Annotated in this window: 14 protein-coding genes; 6 read left to right on the plus strand and 8 right to left on the minus strand. The window is 36.2% G+C overall.

Annotated features, from left to right (window positions below):
* Nucleotides 1–51: 51 nt before the first annotated feature.
* From cydC to thiD, 6 genes are all read right to left on the minus strand, one after another.
* Nucleotides 52–1,791, minus strand: a complete 1,740-nt coding sequence (gene cydC, locus FFM71_RS09030) for a thiol reductant ABC exporter subunit CydC (protein WP_137611853.1) — start codon at nucleotides 1,789–1,791, stop codon at nucleotides 52–54.
* Nucleotides 1,788–3,521, minus strand: coding sequence for a thiol reductant ABC exporter subunit CydD (gene cydD, locus FFM71_RS09035; RefSeq protein ID WP_137611854.1), 1,734 nt, complete (start codon nucleotides 3,519–3,521; stop codon nucleotides 1,788–1,790). The genes cydC and cydD overlap by 4 nt, the downstream gene beginning before the upstream one ends.
* On the minus strand, nucleotides 3,521–4,534 hold the full coding sequence (cydB, locus tag FFM71_RS09040) for a cytochrome d ubiquinol oxidase subunit II (RefSeq protein ID WP_137611855.1): 1,014 nt from the start codon (nucleotides 4,532–4,534) through the stop codon (nucleotides 3,521–3,523). The genes cydD and cydB overlap by 1 nt, the downstream gene beginning before the upstream one ends.
* Nucleotides 4,531–5,973, minus strand: a complete 1,443-nt coding sequence (locus tag FFM71_RS09045; RefSeq protein WP_137611856.1) for a cytochrome ubiquinol oxidase subunit I — start codon at nucleotides 5,971–5,973, stop codon at nucleotides 4,531–4,533. Before FFM71_RS09045 ends, cydB begins: the two co-directional genes overlap by 4 nt.
* An 878-nt stretch (nucleotides 5,974–6,851) precedes the next feature.
* A complete protein-coding gene (locus FFM71_RS09050; RefSeq protein WP_137611857.1) occupies nucleotides 6,852–7,910 on the minus strand; it encodes a hypothetical protein in 1,059 nt (352 codons plus the stop codon).
* A gap of 30 nt (nucleotides 7,911–7,940) precedes the next feature.
* The gene (gene thiD, locus FFM71_RS09055; RefSeq protein ID WP_171000521.1) at nucleotides 7,941–8,753 is read right to left on the minus strand and encodes a bifunctional hydroxymethylpyrimidine kinase/phosphomethylpyrimidine kinase; all 813 of its coding nucleotides are present in this window, start codon (nucleotides 8,751–8,753) and stop codon (nucleotides 7,941–7,943) included.
* Nucleotides 8,754–8,883: 130 nt separating this feature from the next.
* Here thiD and FFM71_RS09060 point away from each other — a divergent pair, with 130 nt between their 5' ends.
* Nucleotides 8,884–9,642, plus strand: a complete 759-nt coding sequence (locus tag FFM71_RS09060) for a MerR family transcriptional regulator (RefSeq protein ID WP_137611859.1) — start codon at nucleotides 8,884–8,886, stop codon at nucleotides 9,640–9,642.
* 17 nt (nucleotides 9,643–9,659) lie between these two features.
* Nucleotides 9,660–10,187 carry a GNAT family N-acetyltransferase gene (locus FFM71_RS09065; protein WP_137611860.1) on the plus strand — a complete coding sequence of 176 codons (528 nt, stop codon included), beginning with the start codon at nucleotides 9,660–9,662 and terminating at the stop codon, nucleotides 10,185–10,187.
* A 410-nt stretch (nucleotides 10,188–10,597) separates the two neighbouring features.
* Here FFM71_RS09065 and FFM71_RS09070 read toward each other — a convergent pair whose 3' ends face one another.
* Nucleotides 10,598–11,305: a DUF975 family protein gene (locus tag FFM71_RS09070; protein ID WP_137611861.1), complete on the minus strand. Its 708-nt coding sequence runs from the start codon at nucleotides 11,303–11,305 to the stop codon at nucleotides 10,598–10,600.
* Nucleotides 11,306–11,648: 343 nt separating this feature from the next.
* On the opposite strand from FFM71_RS09070, the gene proC reads away from it, so the two are divergent.
* The 3 genes from proC to FFM71_RS09085 all read left to right on the plus strand — a co-directional run bounded on the left by proC (nucleotide 11,649) and on the right by FFM71_RS09085 (nucleotide 14,915).
* Nucleotides 11,649–12,416 (plus strand): pyrroline-5-carboxylate reductase, encoded by a 768-nt coding sequence (proC, locus tag FFM71_RS09075; RefSeq protein ID WP_137611862.1) that lies wholly within the window; start codon nucleotides 11,649–11,651, stop codon nucleotides 12,414–12,416.
* Between the two features lie 476 nt (nucleotides 12,417–12,892).
* Nucleotides 12,893–13,537 carry an ECF transporter S component gene (locus tag FFM71_RS09080; RefSeq protein WP_137611863.1) on the plus strand — a complete coding sequence of 215 codons (645 nt, stop codon included), beginning with the start codon at nucleotides 12,893–12,895 and terminating at the stop codon, nucleotides 13,535–13,537.
* A gap of 193 nt (nucleotides 13,538–13,730) precedes the next feature.
* The gene (locus tag FFM71_RS09085) at nucleotides 13,731–14,915 is read left to right on the plus strand and encodes an acetate/propionate family kinase (protein ID WP_137611864.1); all 1,185 of its coding nucleotides are present in this window, start codon (nucleotides 13,731–13,733) and stop codon (nucleotides 14,913–14,915) included.
* Nucleotides 14,916–15,354: 439 nt separating this feature from the next.
* Here FFM71_RS09085 and FFM71_RS09090 read toward each other — a convergent pair whose 3' ends face one another.
* Nucleotides 15,355–16,029 carry a type 1 glutamine amidotransferase gene (locus tag FFM71_RS09090; RefSeq protein ID WP_137611865.1) on the minus strand — a complete coding sequence of 225 codons (675 nt, stop codon included), beginning with the start codon at nucleotides 16,027–16,029 and terminating at the stop codon, nucleotides 15,355–15,357.
* A 50-nt stretch (nucleotides 16,030–16,079) separates the two neighbouring features.
* On the opposite strand from FFM71_RS09090, the gene FFM71_RS09095 reads away from it, so the two are divergent.
* Nucleotides 16,080–17,411, plus strand: a complete 1,332-nt coding sequence (locus FFM71_RS09095; protein ID WP_223876513.1) for a C1 family peptidase — start codon at nucleotides 16,080–16,082, stop codon at nucleotides 17,409–17,411.
* Nucleotides 17,412–18,048 lie beyond the last annotated feature (637 nt).

Here is an 18,048-nt window from a genome sequence, read left to right on the forward strand (position 1 = left end):
TTTTCTTAATATTCGAATTTGCCTTACTTCTTTAGTGTAACGTTATAACGATTAATATCCTTGATCCATTTGATAAAGATCCTTGAAATGTTTATTTGTTTGGTAAAGTTTTTCTGGTGAACCTTCCATCTCGATGGCATCACTGTTCATGAAGACTACGTGATCAACGTGGGTAATGCCTTGTAAATGATGAGTTACCCAAATGATGGTTTTATCTTTTAAGACATCAAAGAATGTTTCTAGTAAATCATTTTCAGTGATTGGATCTAGTCCAACAGTGGGTTCATCCAATAAGACAATTGGAGCATCCTGCAACAAAATTCTTGCTAGAGCAATACGTTCCTGTTCACCACCAGAGAAACGTGAACCATTTTCACCGACAATGGTATCGTATTTTTCAGGCAATGATTCAATTAATGGCTTTAAACCAACGCGTTCAAGCGCTTTTTTTACTTCGGCATCGGACTTGTGCTCGTTACCTAGGCGAACGTTATTCATTAATGTTGTGTTGAATAAGAATGGTTTTTGATTTAGGACTGAGAAGATATTCTCCCGATTTTCTTGAATCTGGGAAATATCTAAATCATTGATACTGATTTGACCTTGTTGTGGTGAAAGATCACCTAGAATTAGTTGGAGAATAGTTGTTTTACCAATACCACTCGGACCTAAAAGAGCTAATTTTTCACCTTTTTTAATTTTTTGAGTGAAATTCTTGATTAGAATTGGTGAGTTTGAATCATATTCGAAAGTAATATTATCAACTGAAATTGATTCAAAATCTTTAGGATCCAATGTAACTTGTTTAGGTAAGTTATTTGGGATTGGCTTGATAGTATTCAGACGTTCGATAGAGTCCCGATATTGAGGCCACTCTTCAAATCCCTGACTGACCGGGATAATTGTATCGGACAGTGGGAAAATGGCTAGAACAACTGCTGAAACGAAGTTAGCTTGAACCTGATTATTAGTCATTGTTAGATTGGTGAAGATTAAAAAACAGATGACAATGGCCGCAAAAATCAGTTGTAAACCAAAGTCACGGTTGCGACGGAATGCTTTTGATTTATTTTTCGATTGGTTCAAATTTTGAATGTTTTGAGAAGTAAGTTTTTTGAAATCATCTTTACGACCGGAAATAACCCAATCATCAACACCCATAATATTGTCAGTTAATTGGACGTATAAATCACTTTTAACGGATTTTTGATAGGAACGACGTGCACTTTCAATTGAAACTGAGAATAGTGGGACGAGAAATACTTCAATAAAAAGTAGCAGGAAGACAAAGAATCCAAATGATGGATTGAAAATCCCCAAAGCAATTGAGGCAATGATTGTTAGGAGATATGAAATAACGGTTGGAAAAATAGTTCTTAAATATAAATTTTGTAGGTGACTGATATCCTCGGAAAGTAAGCCCATAATGTCACCGGTCTTGTGATATTCAGAGAAAAATGATGCATCGCTTTCCAGAGTTTTGTAGAGCCGAGTTCTCAAGTCTGATGTAACGCGTAAAACCCAGTTGTGGCTTTTAAGACGTTCCAAATACTTGAAGACTGGCCGGCCAATACCAAAGGCACGTGTCATTAGAATAGGAATGTAAATCAGTAAAATATTGATTGGGTGTGTAGCGGCCTTATCGATCGTATACCCAGAAGTAAACATTAAAGCGGCCGCACAGAATGATGTTAATAGGCCTAATAGTAAAGCGGTGATCAACAATCCCTTATATTGTTTGATATATGGTTTGACCCAAGTATCATGTTTGAATGTCTTGAAGAAATTCATAGTTGATCACCTCGCATATTGTTGATTAGTTTAGAGAAAGCACCGTTATGGTCACGAAGCTTGTCAGGTGTTCCTTGCTCAGCAATTTGACCATTGTCCATAACGATGACATAGTCCATTTCGTTGATCCAGTGAAGTCGATGAGTGGCAAAGATTACCAAGTGATCATGGAAAAGTTGTTCCATCGGTTTCTTCAAAGCATATTCAGTTTCAATATCCAAATGGGCAGTTGGTTCATCAAAGATCAGGATATGACGGTCATCCGCCAAAAAGGCACGGGCTAACATGATTCGTTGTTGTTGACCACCAGAAATACCACGCCCGCCTTCACCGATTCTAGTATCAAATCCTTCAGGTAAAACCTTGAGAAATTCATCTAATCCAGCTGCATGAGTGGCTTTTTTGATTTCATCCATTGAAGCATCAGGGCGATAAAAGGCAATGTTTTCGGCAATTGAACCGGCGAATAGATATGGTGATTGAGGTAAGAAGGTCAATTTATTTTGCCAGTTTGTCTGTTTAAAGTTCGGAACGCTTTGTTGATTAATCTTAATATCAGCACTGTAAGGTAATAAGAAGCCGCCAATAGCACGTATTAAGGTTGTTTTACCGGAGCCAGATTTACCTATAACGCCGATACGGTGATAACCAGACAGTTTAAGATGATCGATATCGAGACTGACTTCTTTATCGCCAGAACCTTTGTAAGTGAATTCCAAATTATTGAGTTCAACTTGAGAATCTTCGTCCCAAGTAAAGTCCTTTAAATCGGAACCTTTATTATCGCTAGGTTTGTCCAAGAGTTCAAAGATAGCATTCAAAGCATTTTTACCATTCAAGGTAGCGTGATAATCATTTGAAAAGTCTCGTAACGGTAAGAAGTATTCTGGTGCCAAGATTAGGGTTACTAAGGCCGGAAAGAGTGGAAAACTGTTATTGATTAATCCTAAACCTAGGAAAACCGCTAGAATCGCAATTCCTAGAGTAGTCAACCAATCTAAGGCAAAAGTTGAAAGAATGGCGATTCTTAGAGTATTCATTGTTCGACGACGATATTCATCGCTGACGGTATAGATGTTTTTAGCATAGCGCTTACTTAATCCCAACATTTTTAGAGTTGGTAAGCCTCTGAGAGCGTCTAAGAAGTGATTTGACAGAATTGTGTACTGTTTATACTGAGCGTCTGCTTTGGACTGTGCAGCGAGTCCTAGGATAATCATAAAGAGGATTACCAAGGGCACAATGATTGTTAACGTGATACCTGAAGCAATATTTTGAGTATAGATGTAAATTAATAAAACTGGCGGAATGATAGACATATTCATCAATTTTGTAAAAATCAATTTGAAGTAATTTTCTACGAGGTCAATGCCGTCTAATGATGAAGTTACCAAATTACCGGTACCTTCTTCTGAAATCATTTCAGGACCGGAATTGTAAACCTTTTCCAATAATTGGCCACGAATATTTTCTGAAGTCTTACCTGCATAGTTCTCTACAATTTTAGTATTGAGTAGATTAAATAAGTGTCGCAGGATAAACGCTATCGCAAAAAGAACCATCGGATAGATGATTGTTTGTAATGATTTTTGTTCCCATGAATTAACTAATGCTTCTGCTAAATACTTACCTTGGAATAAAACAACAAATGCTTGCAAGAGAGTTAATCCTGCAAGCACTAGAAGTAGTTTTTTTGTTCCCGGTAAGCGAAATAATCGCTTATCAATCATTAATATTTCACCGTATTCTCTCTTGGATTTATTCTCTTTGTGAATAGAGAGTATGACCAAATGAAGTAAATTACGACAATTGGTACCAAGATACATGCAACAATCGTCATAATCGTCAACGTGTACTGTGAATTGGCAGCATTTTTAATCAAAATACTGTGCGCTGGATTAGTAGCAATCATTACACGTGGGAATAGTCCATTGAACAATAGAACAATGACCATACTTAGTGATAATCCGCTACCTGCAAAGCTCCAGCCTTCTCTATTCTTTAGGACTCCATAGTAGCCCAATAGTGAGAATAAAACAATTAGAGCTGTAATGATGAGTGATGATGCGAATCTCTTAGTAAAGAAGTCTGTTTGCAAGAAAACAAGGACTGCAAAGACTACTTCGCCAAGGAAGAGAATTGGATAAAGAATTTTGTTTAAATTACGAGCACGATCACGTAATGGACCGGCGACTCTTAATCTGATGAAGTTTAATCCATGAACTAGTGAAAGAAGCACACCAGCAACACCTCCGACAACGGATAACAAGTTAACTACGTCGAAGAATTTAGGAAAAGCGTCACCATTAGCGTTCATTGGAATACCTTGAACCATACTCAAAAGAATCATACAGAGGAAGAATGGTGGCAAGATACTACCAACGAAGAATGCCCACATCCAGAGGTTTCTACCAGCATTTGTTTCAGCATGCTTGTGGAATTCGAAGGAAACTCCACGTAAAATTAATCCAACTAAAACGAGTAAGAATAGAATGTAATAACCTGAGAACAATGATGCATACCATAATGGTAATGAAGCAAACATTGCACCACCAGCAGTAACTAGCCATGTTTCGTTAGCGTCCCAGTGGGGTCCGATAGTTGACATAATGGCGACGCGTTCAGCATCGTTTTTAGCCAAGAATCTAGTTGACATACCGACACCGAAATCAAATCCTTCCATGAATAGGAAGATAGCGAAGAGAAGCCCGATTATTAAGAACCATAATATGCTGAGTGTCATTTTCCAAACGCCTCCTTTGCAAATGGATCAACGTTTTGTTTGGAGTCTGCTTCTTCATAATATGGTCCATGATGAAGAGTTTGTCTGCTGTACCAAACCATAACGCCACCCAAAAGTGCGAAGAGCAAGAAGTAAACGATATTACTAAACAATAGTGTAGCAACAGTTGAAGTTGGAGAAACAGCCTGAGCAATTGTGAATAGGCCGTAGACAATCCATGGGTAACGACCAAATTCAGTAATGAACCAACCAGCTGAATTTGCGATAAATGGAACCCAGATACAGATACCCAAGACAACAAGCATCCATTTGTGACTTTCAATAGTATCTTTCTTCTTGCGTGAGAAAATCAATCCGACAAGTGAAACCAACATGATTAAAGCATCAAAACCAGTCATCACTCTGAAACTCCAGAAAAGAGTCTTAGGTGGGACATAGTAATTCATGTTCTTACCAAATTGTTTGTCATATTTAGCATGTAATTCTTTGTTAATTGTGTTCATACCTTTAACAGAACCACTGAGTTTGTGGTATGACATGATACTCAAGACACCAGGAATCTCTACTTGATTAGTAGTTTTATGATCTTTAGCATTGATCAATGCAACAACTGTCCAAGGAGCAGGATCCTTAGTATCCTCATAAATACCTTCAGTAGCGGCAAACTTCATTGGTTGGTCATTAATAATTTGACGAGTTTGAAGATCACCGGCACCGGCTGAAAGAATAGCGAAAATTAAACTTGCCCAAAGGCCAAAACGCAATGATTTCTTGAAGAAAATATTTTCGTTTTTCTTTTTACGTAATAGTCCGTAAGCACTCATACCTGTAATAACAACAGCCGCAGTCATAAAGGCAGCTAAGATAACATGTGGAAAGGCTCTCCATAGTTGTGGATTACTAATAACTGCTCCAAAATCTGTCAATTGAACTCGACCAGTTACGTTATTGATTTTAAAACCTGTAGGATGTTGCATAAAACTGTTAGCAGCTAAAATCCAAATGGCTGATAACATCGTACCAATTGATGTAATCCAAATCATTAGGGCATGAACACCTGGTTTGAAACGATCCCAAGTAAACATCCAAATACCGATAAAGACGGATTCAATAAAGAATGCAAGCAATGCTTCAATAGCTAGTGGAGCACCGAATACATCTCCCATGAAACGTGAGTATTCAGACCAATTCATACCGAATTGGAATTCTTGAATAATACCAGTAACAATACCAACAGCAAAACTCAAAAGAAAAATCTTCCCCCAGAACTTTGCCATATCTAAGTAGTCTTTATCTTTTTTAACAGCGTAGATAGTTTCCATGATGGCAACTAGAAAGCCCATTCCGATTGAAAAAGGAACAAAGAAGAAATGGAAGACAGTTGTCATTGCAAACTGAAAACGTGCTAATGAGACAATACTTAAACCAACACTGAGCATGTTAATAACCTCCTTAAAACAAATTAATTTAAACCCTAATATATACAGATTTATCATATGATTAATTAAACGGTTTAGCAACAAATACACTTGTGAAAAAATCGCTTCCAAAGGCTCTAGAAATGAGATACCACGGTGTTTTTCAGTTGTTAAAGGATGTAACTTGTTTAAAAACGCTAAATAAACCTCTATATTGATCTTACATATAGAATATAAACTTTTTAAAAGTTTATTCGTACCATTATTCATAAAGATATCTTTCTAAAATGACAACCTTTTCATTTTAGAAAAATAGTTATTAATTATAGCAGTTTTTTTATTGGAATATGCCGTCTCCAACTGGGAGTGATTTTTCGCCTGCTATGGGAACCGGTTCGAGCCTGGAAAGCGGTCTCGAACCTCGCTTTTGAGCCGAAAATCGCGTCTCAAAAGTCGTCCCGTGGTGTAATGGCTAAAGCCATAACGCCACCTCCATAGCGGGTGAAAATCACTCCCAGTTGGAGGCTAGGGTTTTGGTTTGGTCTGTGGGTTATTTATCGCTTTAGTAGATTAAAATATAGATTGAATTTTATATACAAAAAGTATATTTAAAAGTGTACTTTTGTTATTTAATTGGACGAATGAAAATTCAAATAATTGAGATATAAAATCTTTATAAATCAAGGTTGAAAGGTGAAAAATGAATACAAATATTGTTCTTACAGGCCTAGAACGAATTTATTTAAATAAGTAGTTTTCATTTTATTTGTTCCTGCTATGAAAACGGCATACTTAACTAAACTTTCAACTTTTAGTTATAAAACAAATTGATACTTCAAAAAAAGCTGCTCTCAAAAAATTGAGAACAGCCTTTTTTATTTACCATATTTTGACGATTGTTAATTATGACTACGACTTCTTGAACGACTCATGTTGGGATTCTGTGGATTAGGATTTTGTTGTGGAGTACCTAATTGCATCTGATTTCCTTGGCCAAACTGCTGTTGATTGCCTTGGTTAGAATTATTGAAACCTCTAGATTGCTGATTAGGATTTTGATTAAATTCCTGATTGCCTTGAGCGTAGTTTTGATTCTGTTGGTTAAATTGACCTTGACTATTGTTGTTGTTGTATTGGTTAGGGTTATTAAATTGGTTATTGGATTGAGGCTGATTGTAATTACCGCGTCTTTGGTTTGTTGGTTGTTGCTGATTCATTTGTTGATTTGGGAATTGGTTCTGATTATTGTAACCATTATTCATTTGATTATTGTTAGGTTGTTGTTGATTGAAATTGCCATTTTGATTCATCTGATTATTTTGGTTCATTGATTGGCGATTATTTTGCGGCTGTTGGTTAAATTGGTTTTCTTGCGGATTAAATTGATTCTGTTGATTGAACTGGTTATTTGGTTGACCCTGATTTGGATTGAAACCTTGGTTGTTATTTTGATAAGGATTATAACCGTAATTTTGTTGTGGATTAAATTGATTTTGTTGGTCAAACTGTGGTTGTTGATTGAATTGATTATTCTGCTGATTTGCAAATTGATTGTTGTTGTCGAATTGTTCTTCCGGTTCTTCATCCGATACCGGATTAATGATCATATCGACAATAACCATGATCAAGTCGATTGCACCGATAATAATTCCGACCCAAGCCCAAATTTTTAAGAATCCGGCTCCGGGCATATTAGCGTTGAATAATCCCATCAAACCACCGAGAATCAGAATTACAAATCCGACGATGTCAGGTACAACACTATATGTTCGGTTGGTTAAAATATAAATAGCGGCAGCAATAATATAGGTAATAGCCATTAGAATTCCCGCAGCACCACCAATAGCACCAGTTCCCACTAGCGCCGCGATGAATCCTTCAAAGCCTGCTTTGATCATTAATACAATTGATAGTATAAGTAATAAAATTCCGGCAGAAATTTTCGTTATTCTTACCATAGATAAACCTCCAAATTTTACTAACAAATACTATTGTATATCATCATTTATAAAATGGTTAATAGGACCATATTTATGACCTACTGCAATTTCATGTTTAATAGCATTGTAAGTAACTGTTTTTGCAATCTTGATGGCATCTTCCATACTCTTCTCTTTAGCGAGCTCAGCAACGATGCATGATGACAAAGTGTCCCCAGTACCATTGATGTGATCAGTTTTGACATAAGGTTCAGAGATCCAGAAAGATTGACCATCTTCTAGTAGAACGTAATCTTCGACTTCAGAAATTGAGTCGTCACTATGTTCACCCTTTATCATAATATTTTTTGGTCCCAATTTGCGCAATTTATGTGCAGCCTTAACAATTTCTTCTCTATTTTTTAATTCTAAGCCAGAAAGTTTCTTAGCTTCGTAAAAATTAGGAGTAATCAAATCGGCAAGAGGGAATAATTCATCGATCAAAGTTTGGTAAGCTTCAGTTTCAAGCAACATTGCGCCGTGCTTAGTGATGATAACTGGATCGAGAACAAAGGGACCGAAAGGTTTATCTTTGATTGCATCGGCTACTGTGTGAATAATTTCTGAATCCGACAACATACCAGTTTTAAAAGCAGAAACTTTGAAGTCATCTTTAATATCTTTAATTTGGCTTTGGATAAAACTAACCGGCATATTTATACTGTCGTGAATTCCGTATGAATTACCAGCAACTGCGGCAGTAAGGACAGACATCCCATATACGCCACAGGACATAAATGTTTTTAAGTCAGCTTGTGCTCCGGCACTTCCGTCAGAGTCGGAACCAGCGATAGTTAAAACTTGAGTAAATTCATTCAATATAGTCACCCACCTAATAATTGTTAATCTTATATTAACAGGAATCCTGAAAAAAGGTGGCAATTTTAACTAGATTTACTTGACCTTGACGCTACGTAAACCTTTAAAATACATTTTGTTAGGAGGATTATTTATGAAATATACAATAAAAAAGTTAGCACAATTAGCTGGAATAAGTACGCGTACCCTGAGATATTACGATCAAATAGACTTATTAAAACCAAATGAAGTTAATAAAAATAATTACCGAATTTATGACGAAAAAAATGTAAATAAATTACAGCAAATTATGTTTTATCGCTCTTTGGACTTTTCCTTGGGTAAGATAAAGCAACTATTAGATGATCCGGATTTTTCAAGAATACAAGCGCTGATCGAACAGCAGCAACTGTTGCAGACTAAACAAAAAGAAATAGATTACCTCCTAACAAGTATTGAAAAAACTATTAAAGATTATCGTGGAGAAATAAAAATGACCGATACAGAAAAATTTCAAGCATTTAAACAACAACAACTTTCTGAAAACGAAACTAATTATAGCGAGGAGATTCGTAGTCAATATAGTGCTGAAACAATTAAAAAATCCAATCAGAAATATGCTGATTTGAATGAAAGTGACTTTGAAAAAATGAAAGCAATTGAAAATCAGTTGATTAAAAATTTAGTGGCATTAAAGGATGAGCCTGATTTAGAGTCAGAATTAGCCAAGTACATTTATCAAGAACATAAACAGTGGCTGGAATTTACGATGTCAAATTACAATTCAGTTGTTCATCGTGGTCTAGTTGATATGTATTTGGCAGATGAACGATTTGCTAAATATTATAACGATAAGGCACAGACACCAGTTGTACAGTTGTTGCATGATGTGGTATACCGTTATACAAAATAAGTGATGGCGGTGATGTTATGAAAGAGTGGTCAGTTCAAGAAAATGTCAAATTACGTTTGGTCGATCCAAGCGATGCTGAAAATCTTTATGAACAAATTGAAAAAACGCGTCTCCAGTTGGCTAAGTTTATGCCTTGGGGTGATGCAACTAGATCAGTTGAAGATGAACGTGAATTTTTAAGATACTGCCAAAAGAGAATAGAAGACCAAAAACTCTGGAATGCCAGTATTATTATTGATGGCAAAGCGGTTGGGATGATTGACCTGCATAATATCGATCGAGATAATCAACATGCTGAAGTGGGCTATTGGCTTGGCGGAGATTATCAGGGTAACGGCGTTATGACGGCTTGCTTGAAAAAACTATTATCAATAGGATTTGATGAACTAGGATTACATAAAATTAAACTCTTAGCTGAACATGTCAATGTTGCCAGTAATGCTGTGGCTAAAAAAGTCGGATTTGTTTTGGAAGGTCAACTAAAAGATGAGATTTACTCGGACGGAAAATTTCATAATGCCGATTTATATGCGATTGTAGAATAATCAAAAAGGCACTGTAATCCAAAATCGGATTGCAGTGCCTTTTTAATTTAATGCGTGTCGATTTCTAAAATCATATTTTTTAACTAAAGGTTGAAAGTTTAGTTAAGTATGCCGTTTCCAGAGCTGAGAGTATTCAATTGCTGCGCGGAACGGCCCGAGCCATAAAGCGGTCTCGAACCTCGGTTGAAGCCTCGCAAAACCCGTGAGTCTCCAACACGCCCGGTGGTGTAATTGCTAAAGCAATAACGCCACTTTCGCTGCAAATGAATACTCTCAGCTCTTCCAACTAGTTTATTTTTTCATGGCAGGAACAAATAAAAGGAAAACTGGTTGCTTATTTAAATAAATTTGTTCTAGGCCTGTAACAACAATGGTTATATTAGTTTTTCACCTTTCAACCTTTAGTTTTTTTAAAGGTAATTAGCGTTCTTTTCAACTAAGTCACGGTAGAAGTTAACCATAGTCAATTTGTAATATGGAAAAATCCAGATAAAGCCGATACCCAAGGTCATGGCTCCTAAAATCCACCAGCCAATAAAGCTTAATTGCAAGACGAAATAACGCCATTTATTGCCCATCATTAATTGCTGACTTTTAGTAATATAGGTCGTTATCGAAAAGCCGTCAGTCAGACCACGATCATTGAGGTCTTTGTATACGAAGTAAGTCTGTGAATAACCAATAGCCTTGACGATTCCGGGAATAATCAACAATATTGACCAAAGCAAAGTAAACAGGCTAGTAATAATATAAAGAAAAATCAATTGCCACCAATCAGGACTTCTGAAATAAGTGAAATTACTTTTGATTGGGTCAAATTCAAGCGTGTTGTCATCCATCCAATCCAAAGCTCTAAAATTAGCTGATTGATTAATTAGTAAGAAGACCAGACTTATTAAAAAGCTGATAATTCCAAATGAAGATCCAAATTTAGCAAAGGATTCAAAATTGTCAACATTGTATTGTGCGCTGATATGCGTCTGTCCACTGTTATAACCAGCAGTTGTTACAAACACAATTAAAGGGATCAGATAAAGTAAGATAGCTTTTTTCCAATTACCTCGAAGCAGATTTTTAACCTCATATTTAAGTTGAGCTCTGGTACGATATGCAATCATAATGTGTTCCCCCTCTAAATTAATATTACGAAAATTGGTCATCTTCAAGACTGAGAATATATATTTGTACCCTATAACGTGTGGTGTTAGTTAAATATTCCAGCTCTTCCGACTAATTAATAGTTAGTAATTGAATGTAAAAATATTCAATCGCTCATCCGGCCAATTTTGAAATACAATTGAAGCGAATATTAGTAATTAATTATCAACTAGCACCATATGTAATCTATACAAAAAGAATACACGAATTCCGGAAGATAAGATAATTATTGCATTTGATTTGTCAGGAAAGTATCTTTTACTATAATAAGAATTATAGAACCTCGATAAAGGAGAAAATCTTATGATTGGATTTATTGGTGCTGGTAGTATTGGTGGGGCCGTTATAACGGGTCTAGTAAAGAATGGTTACAATTCCGACGACATTATCGTTAAAGGTGGTCATTCGAATCGAACAAAGCTTTTATGTGATCAATTAGGTTTCCAAATGGTCAAAAAAGTTAAACAATTGGCAGATACAGATATTATTTTCATTGCTGTTGGAGCCGACGCTTTGAACAGTGTTTTGACTGAGTTGAAAGAAATTGCTGCTGATAAATTGGTTGTAGCCTTTACAGGTAGTGCTTCTGTAACACATCTCAAGCAAGTTTTAGGAGATGTTAAAGTTGCCCATGCCATTCCTAACACACCAGTTAAAGTTGGAGCAGGTTTCACAGGAATAACTTATTCTGACGACTTTACACCCGAAGATAAGAAAAAAATCGGTTCAGTGCTTGGTTATACTGGCCAATTGGTTGAAGTTCCGGAAGATGAGTTAGGAATCCTAGGAACCGTTGCTGGTTGTTCTCCTGCCTTCTTAGACGTCTTTATAGAAGCTTTAAGTGATGCTGGGGTAAAACATGGTCTAAGTCGTAAACTGGCTTATGACGCCGCTATTGGGATGTGTATCGGGGCTAGCAAGTTAGCTAAACAATCCGATTTGAATGTTTCAGCATTGAAAGATGAGGTTACTTCACCAGGTGGCTCAACAATTCGTGGGGTTGCAGCTCTAGAAGAATATGGATTTAGAAATGCAGTCATCAAGGCGGTTGACGCTGCCGAAAATGAATAAGTCAATTTTGGTTATAAAGACAAAAATTTACTGTTGAATAATTTTTTAATTAGAAACTAGCAAACAGAAGCCATTTTAAACTTAGAAAATATGTCTAAGTAAAAATGGCTTCTGTTTTTTATCACCAATTAACAAAATAGATAAACAAGAAGTTGTAAAAGTATAAAACTTAGTTACGCATGTCGCTGGTTAATAGTTGGTTTTGATATTTTAAGATTCCTAGGGATTTCAAGATATGAGTATATTAAGTTTTTCGAATAACTTGTTTATCATGGAACTAGAAGGCGAAAAATCAATCTAACCATTGCTGTGACAGTTCCAAATTCAATTTATTTTAATAGCAAAAGATCACAATTGGATATTCTTATTATTAAAAAACTAGTTGGAAGAGCTGAGAGTATTCATTTGCAGCAGATGAATACTCTCAGCTCTGGAAACGGCATATTTAAACACTCCATAAATTTTTTTGTTCTTTAATGTGTAATCGGTTAAAATTAAGAAAAATTCATATTAGGGGGATATTTATTTTGCAAAAAAGAAAGGCTTATAGGACAGCGATTTTAGGCGTCTTGATTGCGATAATATTTGTTCAGTCGATGGTTCCGTTTTTAGGCTTTATACCGACCGGATTCATAAATATTACTATTATTCATATTACAGTCATTGTCGCTGCAATCGTGTTAGGTCCAAAAGATGGGGCAATTGTTGGGTTAGTTTGGGGAATTGGTACGGTTGTCCGTGCTTTTACGAGTCCAACATCAATTATTGATACTACTGTTTTTACAAATCCAATCGTTGCCATTTTGCCAAGAATTATTGTTGGCTTAGTAGCCGGCTGGATTTACTTGTGGTTCAAACGGCACACAAATAAAAAAGTATTAGGGATGGCAATTGCATCAGCGGCAGGTTCTTTGACGAATACAGTCCTAGTTCTTGGTTTGATGAGAGTAATGTATGCCAGTGCAATGGCACAAGCCTATGCTACTCAAACAGATTTATTGAATAAGATGTTACTAGTAATCGTTGGGACAAATGGGGTGCCTGAGATGATCGTAGCTATTATTATCGCACCAGCCATTTCGACAGCCATTCTAAAATCGAATAAATTTTTGGACAATTAATGAGAATCTAGTTAAATGTTAAAACTACTTATTTAATTATTCATATCATCAAAAAATAAATTAGTTGGAATACTCTCAACTCTGGAAACGGCGCAAAAACAAGTACAATTAGTCTAATTCATTGTAATTAAGATATAAATTAACGCATATTTTCAGAAAGTCCGGTATTCTATTATTTGGGAGCGTGATTTTGATGCAAAAAACATTAGTTATAAATGCTGGTAGTTCATCTTTAAAGTGGCAATTATTTGAAATGCCTGCTGAATCTGTTTTAGCCAATGGATTAGTAGAACGAATCAGTATGCCAGGATCGATTTTTACAATTAAATATGGTGATCATCAAAAATTTGAGACAACAGTTGATAATTTGGACCAAGCTCATGCAGCACAAATGGTTTTTGATGAATTACAACGTTTGGAAATAATCAAAAATTTGAACGAAATCACTGCTGTGGCTCATCGAGTTGTTGCCGGTGGTCAAGTTTTCAAATCAGCAGTTGAAGTAACACCTGAAGTTTTGAAACAAATTAAAGCACTCAGTAATTTTGCGCCATTGCATAATCCGATGGAAGCACAGGGAATCGAAACGATGGCTAAAACTTTGCCTGACGTGAAGCAATTTGCCGTCTTTGACAGTCAATTCTTTACTGATTTGCCAGAAATGAATGCTATCTACAGTTTGCCCTATGAATTAACACAGAAGTATCAAATTCGTCGTTATGGTGAACATGGAATTTCGCACGGTTATTTAACAGGTAGAGCCGCAGAATTATTGAATAAATCTAAAGATAATATCGACCTTGTAACGATGCATCTAGGTAGTGGGGCTTCATTGGCTGCAGTGAAAAATGGTAAAGCATTCGACACCTCAATGGGTTTCACACCACTAACTGGGGTAACGATGGGAACTCGAGCAGGTGACCTAGATCCAGCCTTGGTTCCATATTTAATGCAGGAGTTGAATGTCAAAGATCCTAACGAAATCATGATGATGTTGAATCAAAAAGCTGGATTACTTGGTGTATCAGGTATCTCACCTGATATGCGTGAGATTAAAGCTCAAGAAGAAACTAATCCACGAGCTAAATTAGCTGTCGATATTTTCGTCAATCGAATTGTTAAGTATGCTGGAAGTTATTTGACTGAATTACATGGTGCGGATGCCTTGGTATTTGCCGGAGGAATTGGTGAACATAACGTTCAATTACGTCAAGAAATTATTGATGAACTAGCAATATTCAATGTTAAATTGGATTCAAAATTAAATGAAGCCGGTAATGAAGGCTTAATCAGTAGTCCCGATTCAGCTATTAAAGTTTTGTTGATTCCAACAGATGAGGAACTAGCCATGGTTCGTCAGGTTGCGGCTTTACAATAAACGAGAATCCGTTGAATTATAATTTTACGATTATAACTAAAGGTTGAAAGTTTAGGTAAGTATGCCGTTTCCAGAGCTGAGAGTATTCAATTGCTGCGCGGAACGGCCCGAGCCAGAAAGCGGTCTCGAACCTCGGTTGAAGCCTCGCAAAACTCGCGAGTTTTCAACACGTCCGGTGGTGTAATTGCTGAAGCAATAACGCCACTTTCGCTGCAAATGAATACTCTCAGCTCTTCCAACTAGTTTGTTTTTTAATAGCGGAAATAAAATGAAGATTTCTGATATTTAAATAAATTAACTTTAAACCTGTGATAGCAATGGCTAGATTGATTTTTTCACCTTTCAGGATTATAGGTAAAAACAAAAAGGCATCAAACAATATAAAATGTTTGATGCCTTTTTTATTTTAATAACGAAATTTTTTATCAAACTTCAAACCTTATTTTACAGTAGCAGTAATACGTAATTTATGAGCAGCAACAATTCTGTCCGCAATAGCTTTAGCAACATTCTCATTTTTCAAGATAGGACCATGAGAATAACTACCGATAACGTTCTTATAACGCATGCCTTCTTGTTTATCGTCGGGATTATTTCCATAACCTTCAACCATTTCACCGAATGGCTTCAAAACAGTCTTGTCATCAAAATATGTTCGGCCACTGTGATTTTCAAAGGCACGAACGGTACCCCATTCAGTTTTGTATTCAGTATCACCAATCATTCGACTATCAGCTTTGTAAACTGTGTGGAATGGTAAAATATCAAGTCCTTGGATAGTTTGACCACCACTGGTTTCGTAATACTTACCAAGAAATTGATAGCCACCACAGATACAAAGCATAGGTTTGTCAGCTTCAATATAGTTTTGAATTGTTTGACGATGTCTTTGGAGATCAGTAGCGACAACGGATTGTTCGAAATCTTGACCACCACCCCAGAATAGGAAGTCATAGTCAAAGGCGTTAAATTCCATACCTAAGCTGATATTGTCGACTTCAGTATCATAGCCCTGTTCTTTAAGAAGGAAGCTGAGGATTTTAACATCGCCGCTATCTCCATATGTGTTCATTAAATCTTCGTACAAATAAGCAATTTTTATAACTTCAGTCATAATTTTTCTCCAATATAATTAGAAATGTTGTAATATAGTTAAACAACGAGGTGATTGAATTGACAAAAGAAATCAATAAAGAAATTTTAGCAGATTTTCAAGAGAACTTAAATCAAGATGCAACTAATAATGTTCTTAAAAATTCTGTAGCACAAGTAGGAATCTTCAAAGCAACTGAGAATCCTGAGGTAAAAACGATTCTTAATCCTTCATTCAACGTGACTGTTGATACAGGAAAGGTATCCGACCAGAAGCATTCTGGCCGTTGCTGGTTGTTCTCAGCATTGAATACTTTGAGAACCGAATTCGCCAACAAAAATAATATTAAGGATTTTGAATTGTCACAAAATTACCTTTCATTTTATGACCGTTTAGAAAAATCCAATTATTTTTATCAAGAAATTTTAGAAACCGCAACTTTGCCAGTAGATGATCGTAAAGTTAATTCCTTATTCACTTCTCCAAATGGTGATGGTGGTTTGTGGCAGAATGCGGCCAATTTGATTAAAAAATATGGTGTCGTTCCCAATTATGTGATGCCTGAGACAGTCGTTTCTGATAGTACAACTGAATTCGATGATATTTTGGGCAAGATGTTGCGTAAAAATGGTATCGAATTACGTCAAATGGTTCAGGATAAGGCTTCACAAGAAAAACTTGATCAACGTGTTTCTGAAATGATGGCCGAAGTATATAAACTCTGTGTTTATTCATTTGGAGTTCCGCCAACAGATTTTGAACTTTCATTGCAAACTGACAATGACAAGTTGATTGAAGAATCAAAAATTACACCTAAAGAATTTCTAAAACGTTACTTCACGATGAATGTTGATGATTATGTTGACCTTGTTAATGCACCGCAAGCCAGCAAAAAATATCATCAAGTATATTCAATCGATACTGAGGGTGACATGGTAGGTGGAAATACTCAAAAATTCCTCAACTTACCAATGGAACGTCTCCAAGAAGTGGCCATTGCACAATTGAAGAGTAATAGTCCTATCTGGTTTGGTAATGATGTTACTGAAGATTCTGACCGACCAAAAGGTTATTTGATGGGTAATATTTATCAATATGACAATCTTTTTGGAATCGATTCTCAAATGAGTAAGGGTGAAAGACTCGACTATTGGCAAGGTGCAGTTTCTCATGCAATGACGCTAACAGGGGTTAATCTCGTCAACGGTCAACCAAATCGTTGGAAGGTTGAAAATTCCTGGGGTGAAAAATATGGTGAGAAAGGTTATTACACCATGGATCAGAAGTGGTTTGAAGACTACGTTTATGATGTTGTCATCAACAAGAGATTTTTGACCAAGGAAGAAATTGCTGAATATGAACAAGAACCAGTCGTATTGCCTGCTTGGGACGCTTTAGCCTAAAATTTTCCGACAGAGGAGCGGACACGATCTTCGATTTTGATCCGAAAATCGCGTCTCAAAAGACGCCCTGTGCCGTAAGGGTAAATGACCTAACCTCACTTTTACTACGGGCTCCATCCCTTATGTCATCTGGCTAATGTCTTTAAGCTACCCTAAAGGTTGAAAGGTGAAAAATTAATATAACCATTGTTGTTACCGGACTAGAGGTAATTTAATTTGCCGAGTTAATTTATATAAATAAACAGGAGATTTGTTTTAGTTTTTATTTTATTATTCCTTTTATTAAAAAAACCAACAAGTTGGAAGAGCTGAGAGTATTCATTTGCAGTGAAAGTGGCGTTAGGACTTTAGTCCTTACACAACCGAGGACCGAGACCGCTCTTTGGCTCGGGCCGTTCCGCACAGCAAATGAATACTCTCAGCTCTGGAAACGGCATATTTAATTAAACTTTCAACCTCAGTTATACATTTAACAAAAAATAAAAGAGTCTGGGACAAAACTCCAAACTCTGAAAAAAAAGAACCATCGTGGGAAATCGAAAGATTTCTCATGATGGTTCTTTTTGTTACACATGTACTGTCTACCCTGCTATTCTTTACGCGACTAAACTTCAGAACAAAGGAAGTCAGACATCAT

The organism is Companilactobacillus huachuanensis (assembly GCF_005404815.1).
In the GTDB taxonomy this organism is placed as follows: Bacteria; Bacillota; Bacilli; order Lactobacillales; family Lactobacillaceae; genus Companilactobacillus; species Companilactobacillus huachuanensis.

What these genes read in the sequence shown, in the direction of transcription:
- cydC (WP_137611853.1), bottom strand. Translation starts at nt 1,791, where the DNA reads ATGAATTTCTTCAAGACATTCAAACATGATACTTGGGTCAAACCATAT.
- cydD (WP_137611854.1), bottom strand. Translation starts at nt 3,521, where the DNA reads ATGATTGATAAGCGATTATTTCGCTTACCGGGAACAAAAAAACTACTT.
- cydB (WP_137611855.1), bottom strand. Translation starts at nt 4,534, where the DNA reads ATGACACTCAGCATATTATGGTTCTTAATAATCGGGCTTCTCTTCGCT.
- FFM71_RS09045 (WP_137611856.1), bottom strand. Translation starts at nt 5,973, where the DNA reads ATGCTCAGTGTTGGTTTAAGTATTGTCTCATTAGCACGTTTTCAGTTT.
- FFM71_RS09050 (WP_137611857.1), bottom strand. Translation starts at nt 7,910, where the DNA reads ATGGTAAGAATAACGAAAATTTCTGCCGGAATTTTATTACTTATACTA.
- FFM71_RS09060 (WP_137611859.1), top strand. Translation starts at nt 8,884, where the DNA reads ATGAAATATACAATAAAAAAGTTAGCACAATTAGCTGGAATAAGTACG.
- FFM71_RS09065 (WP_137611860.1), top strand. Translation starts at nt 9,660, where the DNA reads ATGAAAGAGTGGTCAGTTCAAGAAAATGTCAAATTACGTTTGGTCGAT.
- FFM71_RS09070 (WP_137611861.1), bottom strand. Translation starts at nt 11,305, where the DNA reads ATGATTGCATATCGTACCAGAGCTCAACTTAAATATGAGGTTAAAAAT.
- proC (WP_137611862.1), top strand. Translation starts at nt 11,649, where the DNA reads ATGATTGGATTTATTGGTGCTGGTAGTATTGGTGGGGCCGTTATAACG.
- FFM71_RS09080 (WP_137611863.1), top strand. Translation starts at nt 12,893, where the DNA reads ATGTGTAATCGGTTAAAATTAAGAAAAATTCATATTAGGGGGATATTT.
- FFM71_RS09085 (WP_137611864.1), top strand. Translation starts at nt 13,731, where the DNA reads ATGCAAAAAACATTAGTTATAAATGCTGGTAGTTCATCTTTAAAGTGG.
- FFM71_RS09090 (WP_137611865.1), bottom strand. Translation starts at nt 16,029, where the DNA reads ATGACTGAAGTTATAAAAATTGCTTATTTGTACGAAGATTTAATGAAC.